Genomic DNA, 19245 nt, shown 5'->3' on the forward strand with positions numbered 1-19245 from the left:
TTGGGTGGACAAATGGGTTTTATAGGTGGACAAACGCATAAATAGTGGATTTTTAAGGGATATTACGTGCTTATCCACCAGTTGTGTACCCACACATACAAAACAAGGGATTACTTGACTTATATCAAGCAACCCCATGATTTTATTTCGTTTACTTAACAAATAATCACATCCTGGAACATTATTTCTTCAAAGAATCCAAGGAGAACTATGCCATATCTGAACCCTAAGAATCCAACTGATCCTTATATGCAGTTGGCGAAATACCAAACTGCTTGGTGAAGCAACGGGTGAAATACTTCGGATCGTTGAAGCCTACACGGTAGGCTATCTCCGTGATATTTCGGTTGGAAGTTTTATCAGCCATCATCTTGCGCGAGATGTCGAGACGGTAGTTGCGGATAAACTGGGCTGTTGGCAAGCCTGTCTCCTGGGAGAGATTCTTGCTCAGCACACTGCGGGATATGCCCAAAGCATCTGCCAGTTCCTGAACTCCGAACTCAGAATTATCGTAGTTTTTCTCCATCACATCCATCACTTCTTCCATGAATGGACGCGTATTCTCCTCTACCATCTTCCTGTCAACCTCAATGCTCTTCTTCTGACTGTCCTGATAACGCTTCTGGTTCTGCAGAATCATCTGGATGCGACTCTGCAGTTTTTCTGGTTCATCACTTTCCTTCATCGCTGCCTCGATAGGACGGTACAAAGCCTCAACTTCCTCTTCGCGCATCTTGTTGAGACGGCGCACATAAGCATATTGGAGCAAGGCGATGATACCTATTATAATAAGAGTAACAAACCACCAGCTCTTCCAGAAATAAGGAGTAATCTCTACTTCTACAGAGATGACCTGTTCCTTATCGGAATTGATAGATGGGATATATTTCACCTCAAACTCATAGTCTCCAGCCGGCAGAGTGGAATAACGCACACCATGCTGGCCAGCCTTGAGTTGAACCCACTCATTCTCGTATCCCTTCATGCGATAAAGGTACACGCCCTGTGTCTCGCTGCCATAATTGAGCGCTGAGAAAAAGAGAGTGAACGACTTATCACTCTCATGGATACGCAACTTTCTGGCGATGGAGATGTCTTTTTCCAGATAATCGCTGCCGGCAAAAACTGGCTGGTTATCTACCAGAAGTTCGGTAAAGCACAACTTACCCGTCTGATGCACAGAACGGTTTACGCCCTTCACGGCCATCATACCCATATCGGTGCCCAGGAATATCTCTCCCTTGTCATTGCGGATGGCTCCATTGAAATAGAACTGTGAACTGATCAGACCATCTTCACGGGAGAAACTGCAGAATGCCTCTGTCTTAGGATTGAAGATAGAGAGTCCGTTATCGGTAGCTATCCACAGCATGCCCTGGTTATCTTCTACAATACCTTTAACGATGTTGTTGGCAAGTCCGTTGTTGGTGGTATACGACTTCACTTGAGTTTTTCCGTTTTTATCGCTGGTATAGCAATACAGACCGTAGCCGTTACTGCCCATCCATATCTTTCCATCCTTAGCCTGGCAGAAAGACAATATCTTATCGAAGACTCCGCTCTTCGGATTGTCGAGTTTATACTGATGATACGTCACAGCGAAATCGCCCTTGCCATGAGGACGCGACTTGAGGTCGATCTCTACCATTCCCCGCACACAACCCATCAGGAGTTTGCCCTTTCGGGTTATCAGAGAACCAATGCAGCCGCGCACATTTTGGCATCCCCTGAAAGGTTCGATGAGTTGGCGGCGCTTCATATCATAGAAGAAGAGACCATCATTGGTTCCGAGCCACATACCATCATTGATAGGATCGTAAGCCAAGGCACCGGCAAAGTTAAGTAAATGCTGATGCTTTGCATCTGTCACCAGAGGAATAATCTTGCCCGGCTGCTGGAGATTCATCACAGCAAAGCCCGTACCCCAGGTACCAATCCAGAGCTGATTGCGGTTATCGGCTGCAAGAACCGAGACGGTATTATGCGGCAAACCGGAATTTGCCATCGTATAATGAACAAAGTTCATGCTGCCTGGAGCCAAGGCATTGAGACCTCCCTCTACGGTTCCTACCCACAGGGTTCCGTCAGCTGCCGCATACATGGCATTGACTGCGTTGGGAGAGATGCTGCCTGGGTTGGCGGGGTCGTGACGGTAGAATGCCAAATCCAGCTGACGTGGAGCCAGCTTGGTAACACCACCCGTCTCAGAGCCTACCCATATCTGTCCGTTCTTTGAGAAAAGACTGTTGATAAAGTTGCTGCTCAGCGGATTCACAGCCGTAGCAGTGTTCCAATGTTCTATCTCTCCGGTCTTATCATCGAAGATATCTACGCCACAGAGCGTTCCTACCAGAAGTTTGTCATCTGGAGAAACGGCAAGGCTCGTCACTACTTCGTGCTGAAGCGAATGGTCGGTAGCAGAGCAATGGAATTCCTGCTTGCCACTATTAAACAATCCGCGATTCGTACCCATCCATATCTTGCCATGATACGAGATGATGGCACCGCCATACCAGCCTTCGAGCGGAGGGAATAGGGATGAGATGTTCTTTGCTACGAGCTGATTGTTCTTCACTGAGAACTCGCTCACCACTCCATTGTTGCATAATACAACTGTTCCTCTGCGATAGACATCACAGATTCCAAGATCGGGAGCACTATAAGGATAGGATGTGGACAAGACGCTGGTCACCTCGCCCTTTTCGTTAAAGCCGAAACGGGTAAGCTGGTTGAAAGAAAGCATCCATATATTGCCCTTTGCATCACAATATATTCGGGTGCAAAGGTTCTTGAATACTTTATTGAGTTGTGCCTCTACCTGGCTGTTCTCACAAGGTAGAACAACAGGCTGCATGGTATTGAGGTCGAGCACCTGCGGACCTTCTTCGAAAGCCACCCAAAGGCGCTTGAACGGATCTTCGCAGACATTACGGCAACTGTTGCTTCGCAGACTGATTCCTACAGACCCCAAACCGAAGTTCATGAAATTGAAACCATCGTAGCGCACCAATCCACCACCATGCGTACTAATCCATACAAAGCCGTAAGAATCCTGAAAGATGTCATCGGCAAAGTTATTCGGCATACCTGCAGCCATATTGAGATAGCTTACATTATAGCGACTAGGCAGCCCGCCTTGTGCAAAACTGCTCAAGGTTATGAAAAAAATGCTTATTATAGAAAGAATGTATCTAATCACCATTTATTGCTCTTGTTGCTGATGCTTATCCTCCCATTTTGAATAGATTAAAGAACCAGCAATAATTAAAGCCAAAAAGACATACATCACTAATAATCCATTACTCATTTTACTTCCCTTTCTTATTATCTTCAATTTTGGAAAATACTATCATTCCTAAGCCTAAAAGCATAAGAGCGACATACATACTTAACAACCCTGCATCCATACTTATTGCCTTTTCTGTTCTTTGCGATCATCAATTTTGGCATAAATAAATATTCCTGCTGCCAAAAGCACCAAAAAGCCATACATAATAAATAATCCAGTATCCATAATTATTTTCCTTTCTTTTTGTTATTTTTATCTTTGTCCTTTCGTAAACAGTACAATCCTAAGGCAAACAGCAATGCCGCAACTACAACTGCACCTATTACAACCCATGTTGAGTCTTCTTGACCAAACATTTTGGCTAAAACATAGCCCGTTATTAAATATTTAGATATATCTAATAGCCACTTTCCGATTTCTCCAAACATTTTTATTAAGTTTTTAAACTTCTGCTTGCAAAAGTACGAAGAAAAAATGAAACGAAAGAATTTTTATCAAGAAAAAAAACGTTCCTAGAAGTGTAAATTTGCAACTCTAGGAACGTTCATGTAGGAATATACTTGCGTTTTAGAACTCAAGAATCATGCTCTGGCGAGGACGGAGCTTCACGTTCTTGTTGATAAGAACGGTGCGACCATTTGTAACATCCGTAGCCTTGTCGTGAGAACCGATGATCTCAGCATAACGGCTCACATTGAGTTCGTTGGCTTCATTCTTACCATTGATAATGGTCATCACATTCTTACCATTGTATTGACGGGCAATGACATAAACACCATTCTGAGGACAGAACTGGGTCTGCTTTCCCTTAGTAATCACTTCATTCCCCTGACGCCAATGCAAGAGATTGCTCAACCAGTTGAACATCTGGTTTTCTGCATTCGTTCTTCCTTCTGCAGTAAAAGCATTATGCTGATCACCAGTCCATCCACCAGGGAAGTCCTTACGAACATTACCATCGGTAACACTCTTAGTACCATTCATCAGAACCTCAGTACCATAATAGAGTTGAGGAGTACGGTTGATGGTCAGAAGAAGTGCCAACGCCTGCTTCAAAGCTAATGAGTCTTTTCCCTCACCCAAGAAACGGTCGGTATCATGATTCTCCACAAAAGCCATCACACTCTTTGGATTTGGATAGAGATAATCATAGCAGAGTACATTGTAGATACGATTCATTCCATTCCACCAATCATCCGTCTCTTCCTTCTTGGCACTATTGATACGGTCGAAGAAAGCAAAGTCCATGACAGTCTTCAGATAACTGTTTTTCTCTGACAGTTTGCTGTCTTTCTGCCAAGCAGCCGTATAAGCAGGCTCTGTTACCCAAGTTTCACCTACGGTATTAAAGTTAGGATATTCCTGATCCAGCGTCTTCATCCACAAAGCCATGGCATCACGGTCTGCGTATGGATAAGTATCCATGCGAATACCATCTATACCAACTGTTTCAATCCACCACTCGCTGTTTTGTATAAGGTATTTGATGACATGTGGGTTGCGCTGATTCAAGTCTGGCATAGAAGGCACAAACCAGCCATCTACAGTCTCCTTAAAGTCAACTTTGCTGGCATAAGGATCCAAAACCGGCGTCAACTTATAGCTGGTCTGCTTATACATATCATTCACGGTGCGTGCACCATCTACAGTACCTATCTTTTTCAGATGTTCAGGAGTCTGGTATTCAGGAAGAAGCCACTCTGGAGTATTAAACCAGTCTTTGGATGGCATATCAGCAACCCAAGGATGCTCAAAACCGCAATGGTTGAAAATCATATCCATCACCACCTTCAATCCCTTCTGGTGAGCCTCATCAATCAACTTTTTGTATTCAGCATTGGTACCGAAACGAGGATCTACACGATAGTAATTGGTAGTAGCATAACCATGATAAGTACTGTTCTTACCATCATTAGGACTATCATTCTCCAATACTGGAGTAAACCATAATGCGGTAACACCCAACTGGTTGAAATAATCCAAATGCTGGCGGATACCTTCCAGATCACCTCCATGACGAAGACTTGGTGCCTTACGGTCGCAAGTCTTGTCTCTCATAGTCTTGAAAGCATCATTCTTAGGATTGCCATTTGCAAAGCGGTCTGGCATCAACATATAGAGTACATCCTCATTGCTAAAGCCTATGCGCTTATCACCAGCCATTTCACGGTCTTTCAGTTGGTACTTTACCTTCTTGACAGACTTACCCTGCTTGAATTTCAAGGTCATTTCTCCCGCCTTTGCACCCTCTAAGTTGAGATAAACCAAGAGATAGTTAGGAGATTCGAGTTTTGCGACAGAATCGACGCGAACGCCAGGATAATCAATCTCAACATCCGCATTTCGCACGTCTTTACCATACACCATCAACTGGAGAGAAGCATCCTTCATACCTACATACCAGTTGGTTGGTTCAATGCGGTCAACAGAGACCGCTGCATTCATGCTCATTGTACCCATAAGCAACATTAACGATACAAATATTTTTCTCATTTTCTTATAGATTTAGTCATTAGTAAAATTATATTTTATAATGAATTTTTCCTGATGATATCTTGAATCATTGCCAACTTTCATGCTTATTTAGCATAAAGAATCAAAGCTGACTGTGCATCTACCAAGACCTCCTTACCACTAACAGGCATACCGATACCCTCCTCATTGATGATACCATTGCAACAAGCCACATGATATTCACCCTCAGGAATAGCGACAGACTTTGCCTCACGGTTTGTATTCAAGATGACAATAATATTCTTCCAAGAGTCTATGCCTTCCAGATTCTTGAGCATGAAAGCCACAAGGCAGCCCTCATTCTTCACCTGATTAACAGCATCAGGACTGACAGTTGGCAAGAACTCCAGGTGCTCACGTACCTTTTCTGCAGTAGCCAAACGGAATGCAGGATGATTCTTACGCAATTGGATTAAATTGCGATAATACTCAAAAACCTGTGGATATTTCTTGAGATGATCCCAGTTGAACTGATTGATGCTATCAGGAGAATTAAAACTGTTGTGAACACCCTTCTTGTCACGCAACATTTCCTCTCCTGCCAAGATAAACGGTACACCCTGAGAAGTGAAAACTGCAGTCTGACCCAGCAAGTCCAATCGGATTAACTCAGCCAAGCGGTCACTTTCAGAAACAGACGGATCCTTCAAGCCAGGAATACTTGCCTTCAAACGATCTACCAGACACATATCATCATGGCAACTAATATAGCTAATCTGCTGAGTAGGATTGTTAGTCCAAGGTTTCTTGTCGTAATTTACCTTATTCATATCCACCTGTGGATGGGCTATACCACCAACGATACCAAACTTCAGGCTCTCCTCCTCTCCAGGAATGCCAGCCAACAAGGCGCCCTTGGTATCATCAGAGAAAGGACCACGAAGAGCATCACGCATATCATCGCTAAAAGCACCGATGCCATGGAGTTGTGGCGTATTAGCCTTCACTGCCAACTTCTCTGTAGGATAAGCACAGCTTCCAGCGCTCCATCCTTCACCATATATATAAATAGAAGGATCAATCTCGTCAACAGCCGCACGAATCTGATTCATCGTCTCGATATCATGCACGCCCATCAGGTCAAAACGGAAACCATCAATATGATATTCATTCACCCAATATTTCACGCTCTCTATCATAAACTCACGCATCAATGGTTTCTCGGATGCAGTCTCATTGCCACAACCAGAACCATCAGAATACTTACCATCCACAGTCTTGCGATAATAATAGTCAGGATAAGTACGCTGGAAATTGCTGCCGTTGATGTCGAAAGTATGATTATATACAGCATCAAAAATCACACGGATGCCTGCCTTATGAAGTGCCTGCACCATCTGCTTGAATTCCTTGATACGGACTGCAGGATTATATGGATCAGTAGCATAACTGCCTTCTGGTACATTATAATTCTTCGGATCATAGCCCCAGTTAAACTGTGGTTTGTCCAGTTTAGTTTCATCAACAGAAGCAAAATCAAAACAAGGCTGGAAGTGTATTGCATTGATACCCAACTTCTTAAGATATTCAATAGCTTTTGGTTCGGTAAGAGCAAGATACTTACCTTTATACTTCAAACCTGAGGTTGGAGAAATAGAAAAATCACGGAAATGCAACTCATAGATGATAAGATCAGCAGGCGATTTCAATGCAGGACGCACATCATTTTCCCAACCTTCCGGGTTGGTCTGACTCAGATCAATGATGGCTCCACGATTACCATTGACGCCAACAGCCTTAGCAAATGTACCTGGACATTCACCCTTTCCCATATCAAAAGTATAGAACTTTCCCTTCATGTCACCCTTTACGGTAGCTTCCCATCGGTCCTTACCTACGCTTTTCATCTTAACGGTTTTGATAGGTTTTCCTGTGAAACCGTCTTTATAAATACGGATTTTTACACTCGGTTTTGCACTACTGGAAGAAACCTGAGGAGTCGCACCCGTTACACCATCTACTTCAACAGAAGCTGTAGGTGAATTCAAAGAGAAAGTAGTTTTATCCTTAGAATAGGACATTTCATTGAAAGCACCTTGTGCCATCAATGAATGGGGAACTAAAACAGCAGTCAAGGCTACTAAAAATTGATTTTTAATGCTCATACGGTTAAGTTTTTGCTAGATTGAGAGAAAATCCGAACAAGAATTATTCTCTATTTCATGTATAAATATAGACTTTTAACTAAACAATAGCTATTATGCCATCTTTTTCTTGCATAAAACACCTACAAGAGCGTATTTTATGCAGAAATAGGAAGAACCAAACACGCTCATTTTTAGCGTATTTGATTCCACCTTGCCATTCGGTCGGAAATACAGAAAATACGGCGAATATAAAAGCCCTGTTTTTTCATGAATTTCACAACCAAAGTACACCAGTTAAAATTTTAAAGTTTATTTTGCAAGCAATGAGATGGCAAAACCACCACCACGAGCTTCTTTAATCTTCAAAACATCACCCTTCTTCACAGTCTTGTGAATAATCTGATAAGACTTAGGGTTCTTTTCATAATCAGCATTCTTGCCATCCTGATAAATCGCGCAATCATACTTCTTGCCCTTATCGAGGAAATCAAGTTTTACAACAGAAGTACGGGCAGCATCAGTCTTGCCACCAACAAACCAGTTGTTTGTACCCTTAGCCTTACGAGCAACAGTAATATACTTAGCAGGTTCAGCCTCCAGATACTTAGAATCATCCCAGTCGCAAGCAACATCACGAATGAACTGGAAGGCATCATCATACTTCTCATAATGCTCAGGTAAGTCGGCTGCCATCTGCAAAGGACTGTACATTACGAGGTAAAGAGAAAGCTGACCGCAGAGAGTAGAATGCACATAACTCTGATTGTTGCTCCACTCAGAAAGCTTGGTTTCGAAGATACCTGGGGTATAATCCATAGGACCACCCTGCAAACGGGTGAATGGCAACATCACGGTATGATAAGGAACAGAACCGCCAAATGCCTCATACTCAGTACCTCTTGCACTTTCGTTACCTACCAGGTTAGGCCATGTACGGCAAATACCAGTAGGACGGGTAGCCTCATGAGCGTTCACCATAATATGATGCTTAGCAGCAGTCTCGATGACACGCTGATAGTGATTATTCATCAACTGGCTGTAGTGATACTCACCTCTTGGAATGATGTCGCCCACATAACCAGTCTTCACAGCATCATAACCATACTTGTTCATCAGGTTGAAAGCATTTTCCAAATGACGCTCATAGTTGAGTGCTGCAGAAGAGGTCTCGTGGTGCATCATCAATTTGACACCCTTAGAGTGCGCATAGTCATTGAGCATCTTGATATCGAAGTCAGGATATGGAGTTACGAAATCGAAGACATCCAGTTTCTGATGACCGAACCAGTCTTCCCATCCTTCGTTCCAACCTTCAACCAATACTTCCTGCAAACCATTCTTTGCAGCAAAGTCAATATAGCGCTTCACTTCCTCATTGGTAGCACCATGAGTACCATTAGGCTTACACTTGCTATAATCAGTAACACCCAGACGAACAGAAGGAAGATCATTCGTATAACTCCATGTCTTAGTGCCGACAATCATGTTCCACCATACACCGCAATACTTGGTAGGGTGAATCCAGGAAGTATCCTCAATCTTGCAAGGCTCATTGAGATTTAATGTCAACTTGCAAGAAAGCATATCACGCGCATCATCGCTCACAAGAACAGTACGCCAAGGCGTATTGAATGGAGTCTGGATAAAGCCCTTGCGACCTACAGCATCAGGAGTCAACCAAGACTCAAGCACGAGATTCTTCTCATCTAGGTTGAGGTGCATGGTAGGATAATCCAGACAGGCAGCCTCATGGATATTGATATAAAGACCATCCTTCGTCTTCAACTGAAGGGAAGTCTGCACGCCCGTATCAGAGAAAACAGTAGTAGAAGAATTACTCTTATATTTCTCACGATTAGCAGCGATGATAGGACGGATACCAGTCAGCGGAGTGATGTTGTACTCATACTCCTGTGTATCATAATCACCTGGAATCCAGTATGCAGTATGATCACCAGCCATTGCAAACTGAGTGTGCTCCTCCTGAATCACGAAGTAATTCAAAGACTCCTGCTGAGGGAACTCGTAGCGCAAGCCCATACCGTAATCATAGACACGGAAACGGATGGTAATGTTACGATTGGAAGAAGCCTGATTGAGGTTTACCTCCAACTCATTGTAATGATTGCGAATGGTGGAAGTTTCCCCCCAGACAGGTTTCCAAGTCTCATCAAAAGTAGAAGTCTTGCTACCGGTCTCGGTAAAACCATCCATCAAATCCGTTTCTTCCATCCCCTTAGAGGCATGCTTATCCTTTGCCAACTCCAAACCGAGATGAGAAGGCTTACAGACAGTCTTGCCTTTGTAACTCATCTCATAAGTAGGCTGACCATTACCTGTCAGGGAGAAGGTCAGAGAAACATTCCCGTCAGGAGACTTGACGGTCTGAGCTGCTGCAAACATAGGGAGCAACAAGCCCATAAGTAAAATACTGATTTTCTTCATATTTATTGCTATTGTTTTCTACACTGCAAAATTAGTAAAATCTTGGAAATACACCATATTATAATATGTAATAAATTAAAAAAGGGGTGTGCAAACGTTTGCACGCCCCTCATTCTTTTGTCTAAAATACTGACTAAAAGTCATTCAATTCTAAGCAAAAGCTATTTCAAACTAACGAGAAACGTTTCAATGCTTTTGAAGAAATCTTAGTTTCTTCCAGCCTGTGAAATCATTTCTGTCAACTGATTCATAAAAGCAGCATCCTTTGCCAGATCCTCGATATTAATGTGCATACGATAGCGCCAGTAATGCTTAGGATTAGCAGGGATATTGATACGCTCTGCATTCGCATCAGGCAAGCGGAGATGCTCGTCGATAGCAAGCCAATCCTGAATACTCAACACACAGAGCATAGAAGGAGAGGTCAGATGACGTGAGATAATATCCTTGGCAAGCCAACCTGGGAGCGGATGAGGAGCAGGACCCTGACGATAGAGCATCGTATTATAATACTCCTGAGTACGCTGGATATTCTCATCCCACCACTGACGGAGGGTAGGCATATCATGACTTGAAATGGTACAAACCGAGCGATAAGGATTACGGCTCAGATGGCCGAACTTCACAGAAGGATCCTTAGGCATGCTCTGCAGCTCCAGGCTCAAGATCTTCAACTCATTCATTACCCATGGCACACAATCAGGCACCATTCCGAGGTCTTCGGCACATACCAACATGCGGGTAGCCTGAACCAACTTAGGCAATTTCTTCATTGCCTCACCATACCAATACTGGTTGTTGCGACGATAGAAATAATCATTATAAAGACGATTGAACGCAGCCTTGTCGTTATCATAAAGTGACTCAAAGATGAAATCAAACTGAACCGAGATACGTGGGTGGAACAATCCCGGATTACGATGATCACGAACGAAGAGCACATCGCTAATCAGAGCATAGAGACCATCACGGAGCCAGATATCCTTCTGATCGGTAGCACCTTCAAACAAAGCTTCCACCTTGCGCTGGCTATTCACCTCCGGTTTCATCTGATAGCGCTCGTCATCCAAGCGGTCGAGATATTTTTCCTTCACCTCATCAGCACGCTCATGGAACATGCGGTTCAGAATCCAGTCGGTAATGAAAGGACGGGTGAATCTATCCTCCTGGAAATTAAGGCCATAAGAACGAATCTCATCTGCCGTCATTCCCAACGCAGGAGCAAACTGACCCAGCAATCCGTGAACAGAATCTACAGGAATCTCCCAGATACGGAAGAAACCGAGTACATGGTCGATACGGTAAGCATCAAAGTACAGAGACATGTTCTGGAAGCGGCGAACCCACCACTGGCAACCATCCTTCAACATTTCATGCCAGTTGTAAGTAGGGAATCCCCAGTTCTGGCCATTTGCAGAGAAATCATCAGGTGGAGCACCCGCCTGTCCATTGAGATTGAAGTACTTAGGCTCCACCCACACATCACAGCTATAGCGGTTTACACCGATAGGAATATCACCCTTCAGAATAACACCCTTTGCCATAGCATGCTCGTGAGCCGCCTTCATCTGTGTATTTAATACATACTGCACGAAGTAGAAGAATTCCACCTCCTTGTATGCTTTGCTCTTAGAATCACTCAATGATTTACGCTCAGCTTCATCCCATACTTTATGGTCTGGCCATTGAGAGAAATCGGCAGTACCATACTTGTCACGCAAGTAAGAATACTGTGCGTAAGGCACAAGCCACTGTTCTGTTTCCTGAAAAAATGCCTGAAAATCGGCACTCTTTAACATTTGTTTTCCTTCCTGTTCGAAGATTTGGTGCAAATAGTTTATCTTGAAATCATTTACTTTCTCATAATCTATCTGAGGGAGCGCATTGAGTTCTGCTCTCGTCTTTTCAGCCTCAGCGCGCTTCTTGGCATCTTTCAACTCTGGTAATGCAAGAAGATCTGCATACTGAGGATGAATAGCAAAGACACTGATACAGCCATATGGATAAGAGTCTGTCCAGGTATGCGTGATAGTCGTATCATTGATAGGCAAAAGCTGAAGAACCTTCTGACCGGTTTTAGCCACCAGATCGATCATGCTCTTGAGATCACCGAAATCACCGATACCGGCACTCTTCTTACTTCTGAGTGAGAAAACAGGCACCAGTGTACCCGCCAACTTACGGTTCCAACGCTCCAGGAACGACTGGCTCAACTCATAAGAAATCAACGTACCGCTCTTCATCTCAGGGATTTCAATAGAACGGTTGTAACCTGTTTCCCAAAGACATTCCTTCTTTTCATTGAGCGCTACGAACTTGAATTCCAGATAGTTGACAGCTAAAGTCTCCACATTGATATCAACAGTCCACTCATTGTAAGCCTGCTGAACCATAGGAAGAGCATGGTTTTTGTCCCAAGCACCGAGTGCAGGATCAGAACCTACTACTACTAAACGTTCACCCTCACGAAGTTGTGGAGCACGAACAATCAGGCGGATCGTCTTAGCAAAGGAATGCTCCTTCACTTTGCCTAACTGCTGATGGTTAATGCAGTCAGTAAAGGCGCTGCTATAGAAGTATGAATCCTCAGGAATATCATGCCAACGGTCATACAAAGTATAATCACCGGCACGCTCAGCCGTACAGTTCAGCTGATGCCTCGCCAATTGCCATTCAGCCTTGGTGCAAAAGCCATCTCTACTTACACTGTAAAAGTAGGAATTGTTCTTAGACTTTGGGGTACCATCCCAATCGAATGACCAGCGAGAGCCATCCTCAGTCCCCATTTTATACTGGACCTCCTTCCCATCAACTGTCATATTCAAAACGAGTTCCTCGCCATAGACAGTTTTATAATCTATATTAAAATGAAACACCATAAGATACAAAGGTTATTATTTACGCTGCGAAGGTAATATTAATTATCGAAAAATCAAACATTTTTTGCACAAAAATCACAAAAAATGTTGCGCAATCGGTTGCACAACATTTTTTGCAATTTAATACATTTTACTTATCTTCTTACTTATTTTTCCTTGATGAAGGAAACAGATAAAGCGCCGCATATCAGCAAGATACCAGCCACTATCATCATGTCACTCTGATGAGAACCCACCAGGCTCAAAACAGCACCACCACAGATGGCAGCTACAATCTGAGGAATGCAAATCGTTCCATTGAAAAGACCCAGATAAGCACCCATGTGTCCATATCCCTGCAGGGCATTGGTAACAAAAGTGAAAGGCATTGCCAACATGGCTGCCCAACCAGCACCAATCATCAGGAATGAAATAAACTGCAGATATGGGTCATGCAGGAAAGGAATCAGTGCGAAACCGACACCACCAATGACCAGACTGACCGCATAAGCCATCTTGGTATTCTTAAACTGAGGCAGCACAACCGCCCAAAGCACACTACCCACAGCCTGAACAGCAAAGAGGATACCTACCCAGTTGCCAGCCTCCTGGAATGCCTCGGAAGTAGGATCGGTAGTATTCCAAACCGTCTCAGCAATGGCACCTGTAGAATAATTCCATAGATAAAGGAAGCCAGCCCAGCAGAAGAACTGCACGAGACCCACCTTCCAGAAAGTAGCAGGAGCCTTGCGGAGCAAAGTAATCCAATCGGCCTTTTCTTCTGAAGCAGAAGCATTCTTCACTTCATTATATTCCGCATACTGCTGGGGGTTCCACTCCTTCACCTTCATCGTAGTATAGATGACGCAGAGAATCAGAATAGCAGCACCGATATAGAATGACCAGATTACGGAATCAGGAACCACACCCTTGTCAGCCACATTCTTGATACCCAAGAAAGTAAAGAGGAATGGGAAAATGTAACCAGCCACAGAACCGGCATTGCAGAGGAAACTCTGGATGGAGTAAGCTTTCGCCTTCTGCTTTTCATTGACCATATCACCCACCAGCATCTTGAAAGGCTGCATCGCCATATTGATACTTGTATCCAAGAACATCAGGGCTATCAAACCGAAAAGCATCGCACCGCTCACCGTCAATCCGAACGAACCGGCATTAGGCAGCAGACACATCACCAATACAGCCACCGAAGCACCAATAAATAAGTAAGGTATTCGACGACCGAAGCGGCACCAGGTCTTATCGCTCAAAGTACCGACGATAGGTTGCACCAGGATTCCCATCAGCGGAGGGAGAATCCAGAAATAACTCAAGTTGTGTGGGTCTGCACCCAATGTTGCAAAAATTCGGGATATGTTGGCGCTCTGAAGGGCGTAAGCAATCTGTACCCCGAAGAATCCGAAACTTAAATTCCAAAGCTTCCAGAAACTCAAATCAGGTTTTTGTGTCATATTATTTTTGTTTTAATTTATATTCATTCAGAAGTTAAGACAACACCCTAAAAGGTGCCAGCAAGAATGCCAATTCAACATTCAACATTATCTTGTTGTTCCTCTCACCACCAATCTTGTTCTGACGACTCTCTTCTCCACCTCATCCACAGGAATGGATCCTTCCACCTGTCCAATGAGAATATTGGCGGCCTCCTCTCCCACGGCAACACCCCGCTGCTCCACCGTAGTGAGCATCGGGTCGGAAGCCTTGGCACGATCACCATTGGTAAATCCGCAGACACTAATTTCTTCCGGCACCTTATACCCCATACGCTTGGCAGTATAGAGAATACCGATAGCCGTATCATCATTGATGGCAAAGAATGCATCCGGACAATCTTCTGTTCCAAGAATCTCTGGTGTGAGCGCCTCAGCCTGTGCACGGTTGTCGCAGATCTTCACCCAGTCCGGATTTTCTTTCAGTCCATGCTTCAGGAGAGCATCCCGATAGCCGTTGTAGCGGTTTTTGGAAATTTCCATATTCATCGGCGACCCATAGAATGCAATTTTCTTGCATCCCGTATCTATCAGATGGGTAACGGCGGTGAAAGCTCCCATGTAGTCATCTACAACCACACGAGAACAATTCACACCTGTACATATTCTATCATAGAATACGAGCGGTACACCATTATCCATCAGTTTCAGAAAATGATCATACTGCTTGGTGTCCTTGGCCTGAGAGACAATAATGCCACACACCTTATTCTTATAGAAGTCTTCACAAATAGCCACTTCCTTATCATACCGTTCGTTACTCTGCGCCACCATCACACGATAGCCGCGTGCACGCGCCTCTTCCTCTATGCCAGAGACAACAGACATAAAGTAATAATGTACGAACTCCGGTACGATGACTCCAATTACCTTCATCGGCTGCACCTTACTATGTCGCAGGGCTTCACCGATCACGTTCGGATAGAAGTTGTGCGCCCTGGCATAAGCCTGGATACGCTCCTTCTGAGCAGCACTGATACGAGGGCTATTCTTCAACGCTCTACTCACAGTAGCTATGCTACATCCGAGATCGCGAGCGATATCTTTCATTGTTATGGGTACAATTTCTTTCATAATTGTTTTTAGTTACAATGCAAAATTAGACAAATATCCGTTAAGTTGAACCATTTCATTGATGTAAATCAAGAAAAAGGTGTGCAAACGTTTGCACTAAAGAAATAACGGAATTAACTAAAAAATAGTACAACGTATCGAAAAAGAATTTAATTTTGCACTCAGAAAGTCTGAGAATGCCGTAAAAAAGCATGCAAAGAGGATGCAAATCCGCTTTCTGCCACCTTATAAATATAAAGAACCTAACAAACAATGATTTCCTAATGAAACCGTAAGTAAAGGTAAATGTAGTTAAAGTGTGGCCGAGACTAAAAACAATAATAAACATAAACATTTATACATTAACTTAAAAATCAAGCAAATGATGAAGCAGGTAAAATTTAAATTGCCTCTCAGAGCGTTGACCCTCGCAAGTGGTCTGCTCCTGACAGCGAGTTCCTTTGCACAGTCTGGTGCTATTAAGGGACAAGTGAAAGATGCTTCTGGTGAGCCTGTCATGGGTGCTACCATTACAGCCAACGGTAAGGCAGTGGGCATTACCGACATGGATGGTAACTTCTCTGTTGATGCAGCTCCTGGTACTAACCTTACATTTACCTATCTGGGAATGACTCCACAGACCGTGAAGGCTTCTAAAGAAATGAGCATTACCTTGCAGGATGACTCTAAGTCTTTGAACGAAGTCGTAGTCATCGGTTATGGTGTGGCTAAGAAGAACGACTTGACAGGTTCTGTTACTGCGATCAAACCTGACGAGAAGAACCATGGTATCATTACTTCAGCACAGGACATGATCCAGGGTAAAATTGCAGGTGTAAATGTCAACTCATCAACGGGTGCTCCTGGTGATGGAGCACAGATTCGTATTCGTGGTGGTGCTTCTCTTACTGCGAGCAACAACCCATTGATTGTTATCGATGGTATGCCTATGGATAACAACAGCACAAAGGGTGTAAACAACCCTCTGTCTCTTGTCAACCCTAATGATATCGAGAGCTTTACCGTATTGAAGGATGCTTCAGCAACTGCCATCTACGGTTCACGCGGTTCCAATGGTGTCATCATCATTACAACCAAGAAGGGTCGCAGCGGCCAGAAGCCACAGGTTTCTTACAATGGTACACTTTCGGTAAGTACTGTTGCCAAGAAAATGGATGTGATGAATGCTTCTGAATATACAGACTTCATCAAGAACTATTATGGTGAAGATTCTTCTGCCTACAAAGGTTTAGGCTGGAAGAAGTTCAACGCAGATGGAACTCCAGATTATTCTGCCGGCACATACGATACCGACTGGCAGGACGAGATTTACCGTGCAGCTGTCAGCCATGAGCATAATGTCAGCTTGACAGGTGGAATCAGTAAGAATTCTTGGTCTATGCCTTATCGTGTCAGCGTTGGTTACACCGGTCAGGAAGGTATTCTGAAGGGTTCTGACTATAAGCGTGTTACTGCCGGTTTCAACATCAATCCATCATTGTTCGACAAGCACCTTAACATTAATGTCAACGGTAAGTATTCTTACTCAAAAACAAATCCAGGTGGACAGGATGCAGTAGGTGCAGCTATCAACATGGATCCTACCCGCCCAGTAAAGAGCAGTGACGAAACATTCAAGAACTGGGGTGGCTATTGGCAGTGGGCATTACCTACTACTTCATACGACCCTACATTCCCATATAACCGCAACGACGATGCTCCAACAAACCCTGTAGAAAAAGTTGAAAACTACGATTTCTACAAGAGTGCGCATATCCTCTTGGGTAATGTAGAGGCAGACTATAAGATACATGGTTTCGAAGACCTTCATCTTCACGCCAACATAGCTGGAGAATATAGCACTGGTGGAGAGTACAACACCAACAATCCACAATCTACATACGGATTCTACTATGGTGGCAACAGCGAAAATAAGGAGAAGAAGTATAACGTTGTAGCTACTGCCTATGCTCAGTACACCAAGGACTTCAACAAGGCTAACCACTTCGACATCATGGCTGGTTATGAGTATAGCCACATGAAATATTGGGGAGACCAGTGGAGCAAGTCTATGTATCCTTCTACCAACGAAGGTAAGAACGACAAGGGCGAACCTCTTGCAGGAACTGTGAAGTCTTACGATACAAGCAACTGGAAGGGACAGACTTACCTCGTGAGCTGGTATGGACGTGCCAACTATTCTCTGTTGGATCGTTACCTCCTTACATTCACTGCCCGTTATGATGGTTCAAGCCGCTTTGCAGACGGACACCGTTGGGGTTTCTTCCCATCAGCAGCCTTCGCATGGCGTATCAAAGACGAAAAATTCCTGAAAGATGTTGATGCTATCAGCGACTTGAAACTCCGACTTGGTTGGGGTAAGACCGGTCAGCAGGATACAGGTAGAGAGTACTACACCGCTACCTATAAGAAGAGTACAAGTAATCACTTCCTCTATCCAATCGGTGGTATTGACAACAACCCAGGAATACTCTACCGTCCATTGGCATACAATGACGAATTGACTTGGGAGACGACTACTACATGGAACGTAGGTCTCGACTATGGTATGTTCGACCAGAGACTCACCATCAACCTTGATGGTTATATCCGCAAGACAACCGACTTGCTCAGCACAACAACCATCGCTGCAGGTCAGAACTTTGACAATGCTCTCTTGATGAATGCAGGTACATTGGAAAACAAGGGTTTTGAGGTAGCTATCACAGGTCGTCCTATCCAGACCAAGGACTGGTTTGTAGAATTGAGCGTCAACGCTGCTTACAACAAGAACGAGATTACCGAACTTGCAGGTGGTCGTGATTTGATGGAGGCAGGTATGAAGGTAGGTCAGGATCAGGCAATCACCTATCATAAAGTAGGAAAGCCAGCCAATTCGTTCTTGGTTTACCAACAGGTATACGATCAGAACGGACGTCCTATCATGGGTTGCTATGTAGACCGCAATGGTGATGGTTCTATTGACGAGAACGATAAATACTTCTATAAGAACATTGTAGCTCCTTGGACTGGTGGTTTCAGCTTCAAGATTGCATACAAGAACTGGGATCTCGGAAGTAACTTCCGTGCAAGCCTCGGAAACTATCTCTACAATGGATACGCTGAGGGTGCAATAAATACGAAAGAAATTTGTAGTGCTAAGGGATATTACAAAAACAGCACAAAGGATATTGTAAATTTGGGCTGGACTTCATACAACTATCCTCTTACTGACTACTTCGTTCAGAATGGTAGCTTCCTGAAATGCGATAACATCACTTTGGGCTATAATTTTGATAAAGTATTGAAGATGGGTAACTACAAGGGTATCTCAGGTCGTATCTACGCCTCATGCTCTAACGTGTTTACTATCACCAAGTATAAAGGTATCGACCCTGAAGTAACATCAGGTAAGGACGACAACATCTATCCTCGTTGCCGCACATTCCTGCTCGGTCTGAACCTTAACTTCTAACATTTTAAAATAG

9 protein-coding genes are annotated in these 19245 nt (G+C 43.9%); 1 reads left to right on the plus strand and 8 read right to left on the minus strand.

Annotated features, from left to right (window positions below; genetic code table 11):
- Positions 1-226 precede the first annotated feature (226 nt).
- From KUA50_RS09910 to KUA50_RS09945, 8 genes are all read right to left on the minus strand, one after another.
- Entirely contained in the window at positions 227-3097 is a 2871-nt protein-coding gene (locus tag KUA50_RS09910; RefSeq protein ID WP_318346023.1) for a two-component regulator propeller domain-containing protein, read from the minus strand.
- A 419-nt stretch (positions 3098-3516) separates the two neighbouring features.
- Positions 3517-3717, minus strand: a complete 201-nt coding sequence (locus KUA50_RS09915) for a DUF6722 family protein (RefSeq protein ID WP_218456984.1) — start codon at positions 3715-3717, stop codon at positions 3517-3519.
- Between the two features lie 139 nt (positions 3718-3856).
- Entirely contained in the window at positions 3857-5782 is a 1926-nt protein-coding gene (locus tag KUA50_RS09920) for a glycoside hydrolase family 13 protein (RefSeq protein ID WP_218456983.1), read from the minus strand.
- Positions 5783-5868: 86 nt separating this feature from the next.
- The gene (pulA, locus tag KUA50_RS09925) at positions 5869-7908 is read right to left on the minus strand and encodes a type I pullulanase (RefSeq protein WP_218456982.1); all 2040 of its coding nucleotides are present in this window, start codon (positions 7906-7908) and stop codon (positions 5869-5871) included.
- Between the two features lie 291 nt (positions 7909-8199).
- Positions 8200-10335, minus strand: coding sequence for a glycoside hydrolase family 97 protein (locus tag KUA50_RS09930; protein WP_218456981.1), 2136 nt, complete (start codon positions 10333-10335; stop codon positions 8200-8202).
- A gap of 206 nt (positions 10336-10541) precedes the next feature.
- Positions 10542-13214, minus strand: a complete 2673-nt coding sequence (locus KUA50_RS09935; RefSeq protein WP_218456980.1) for a 4-alpha-glucanotransferase — start codon at positions 13212-13214, stop codon at positions 10542-10544.
- A gap of 146 nt (positions 13215-13360) precedes the next feature.
- Positions 13361-14665, minus strand: coding sequence for an MFS transporter (locus KUA50_RS09940; protein WP_218456979.1), 1305 nt, complete (start codon positions 14663-14665; stop codon positions 13361-13363).
- Between the two features lie 87 nt (positions 14666-14752).
- Positions 14753-15778: a LacI family DNA-binding transcriptional regulator gene (locus tag KUA50_RS09945; RefSeq protein WP_218456978.1), complete on the minus strand. Its 1026-nt coding sequence runs from the start codon at positions 15776-15778 to the stop codon at positions 14753-14755.
- A gap of 361 nt (positions 15779-16139) precedes the next feature.
- On the opposite strand from KUA50_RS09945, the gene KUA50_RS09950 reads away from it, so the two are divergent.
- Positions 16140-19232 (plus strand): SusC/RagA family TonB-linked outer membrane protein, encoded by a 3093-nt coding sequence (locus tag KUA50_RS09950; protein ID WP_413777425.1) that lies wholly within the window; start codon positions 16140-16142, stop codon positions 19230-19232.
- Positions 19233-19245 lie beyond the last annotated feature (13 nt).

Origin of the sequence: Segatella hominis (assembly GCF_019249725.2) — a bacterium.
Taxonomy (GTDB): Bacteria; Bacteroidota; Bacteroidia; order Bacteroidales; family Bacteroidaceae; genus Prevotella.

Bases quoted from the DNA above. Each gene is read 5' to 3' on its own strand.
- pulA (WP_218456982.1), bottom strand. From the start codon at position 7,908: ATGAGCATTAAAAATCAATTTTTAGTAGCCTTGACTGCTGTTTTAGTT.
- KUA50_RS09930 (WP_218456981.1), bottom strand. From the start codon at position 10,335: ATGAAGAAAATCAGTATTTTACTTATGGGCTTGTTGCTCCCTATGTTT.
- KUA50_RS09945 (WP_218456978.1), bottom strand. From the start codon at position 15,778: ATGAAAGAAATTGTACCCATAACAATGAAAGATATCGCTCGCGATCTC.
- KUA50_RS09935 (WP_218456980.1), bottom strand. From the start codon at position 13,214: ATGGTGTTTCATTTTAATATAGATTATAAAACTGTCTATGGCGAGGAA.
- KUA50_RS09910 (WP_318346023.1), bottom strand. From the start codon at position 3,097: ATGGCTGCAGGTATGCCGAATAACTTTGCCGATGACATCTTTCAGGAT.
- KUA50_RS09950 (WP_413777425.1), top strand. From the start codon at position 16,140: ATGATGAAGCAGGTAAAATTTAAATTGCCTCTCAGAGCGTTGACCCTC.
- KUA50_RS09915 (WP_218456984.1), bottom strand. From the start codon at position 3,717: ATGTTTGGAGAAATCGGAAAGTGGCTATTAGATATATCTAAATATTTA.
- KUA50_RS09940 (WP_218456979.1), bottom strand. From the start codon at position 14,665: ATGACACAAAAACCTGATTTGAGTTTCTGGAAGCTTTGGAATTTAAGT.
- KUA50_RS09920 (WP_218456983.1), bottom strand. From the start codon at position 5,782: ATGAGAAAAATATTTGTATCGTTAATGTTGCTTATGGGTACAATGAGC.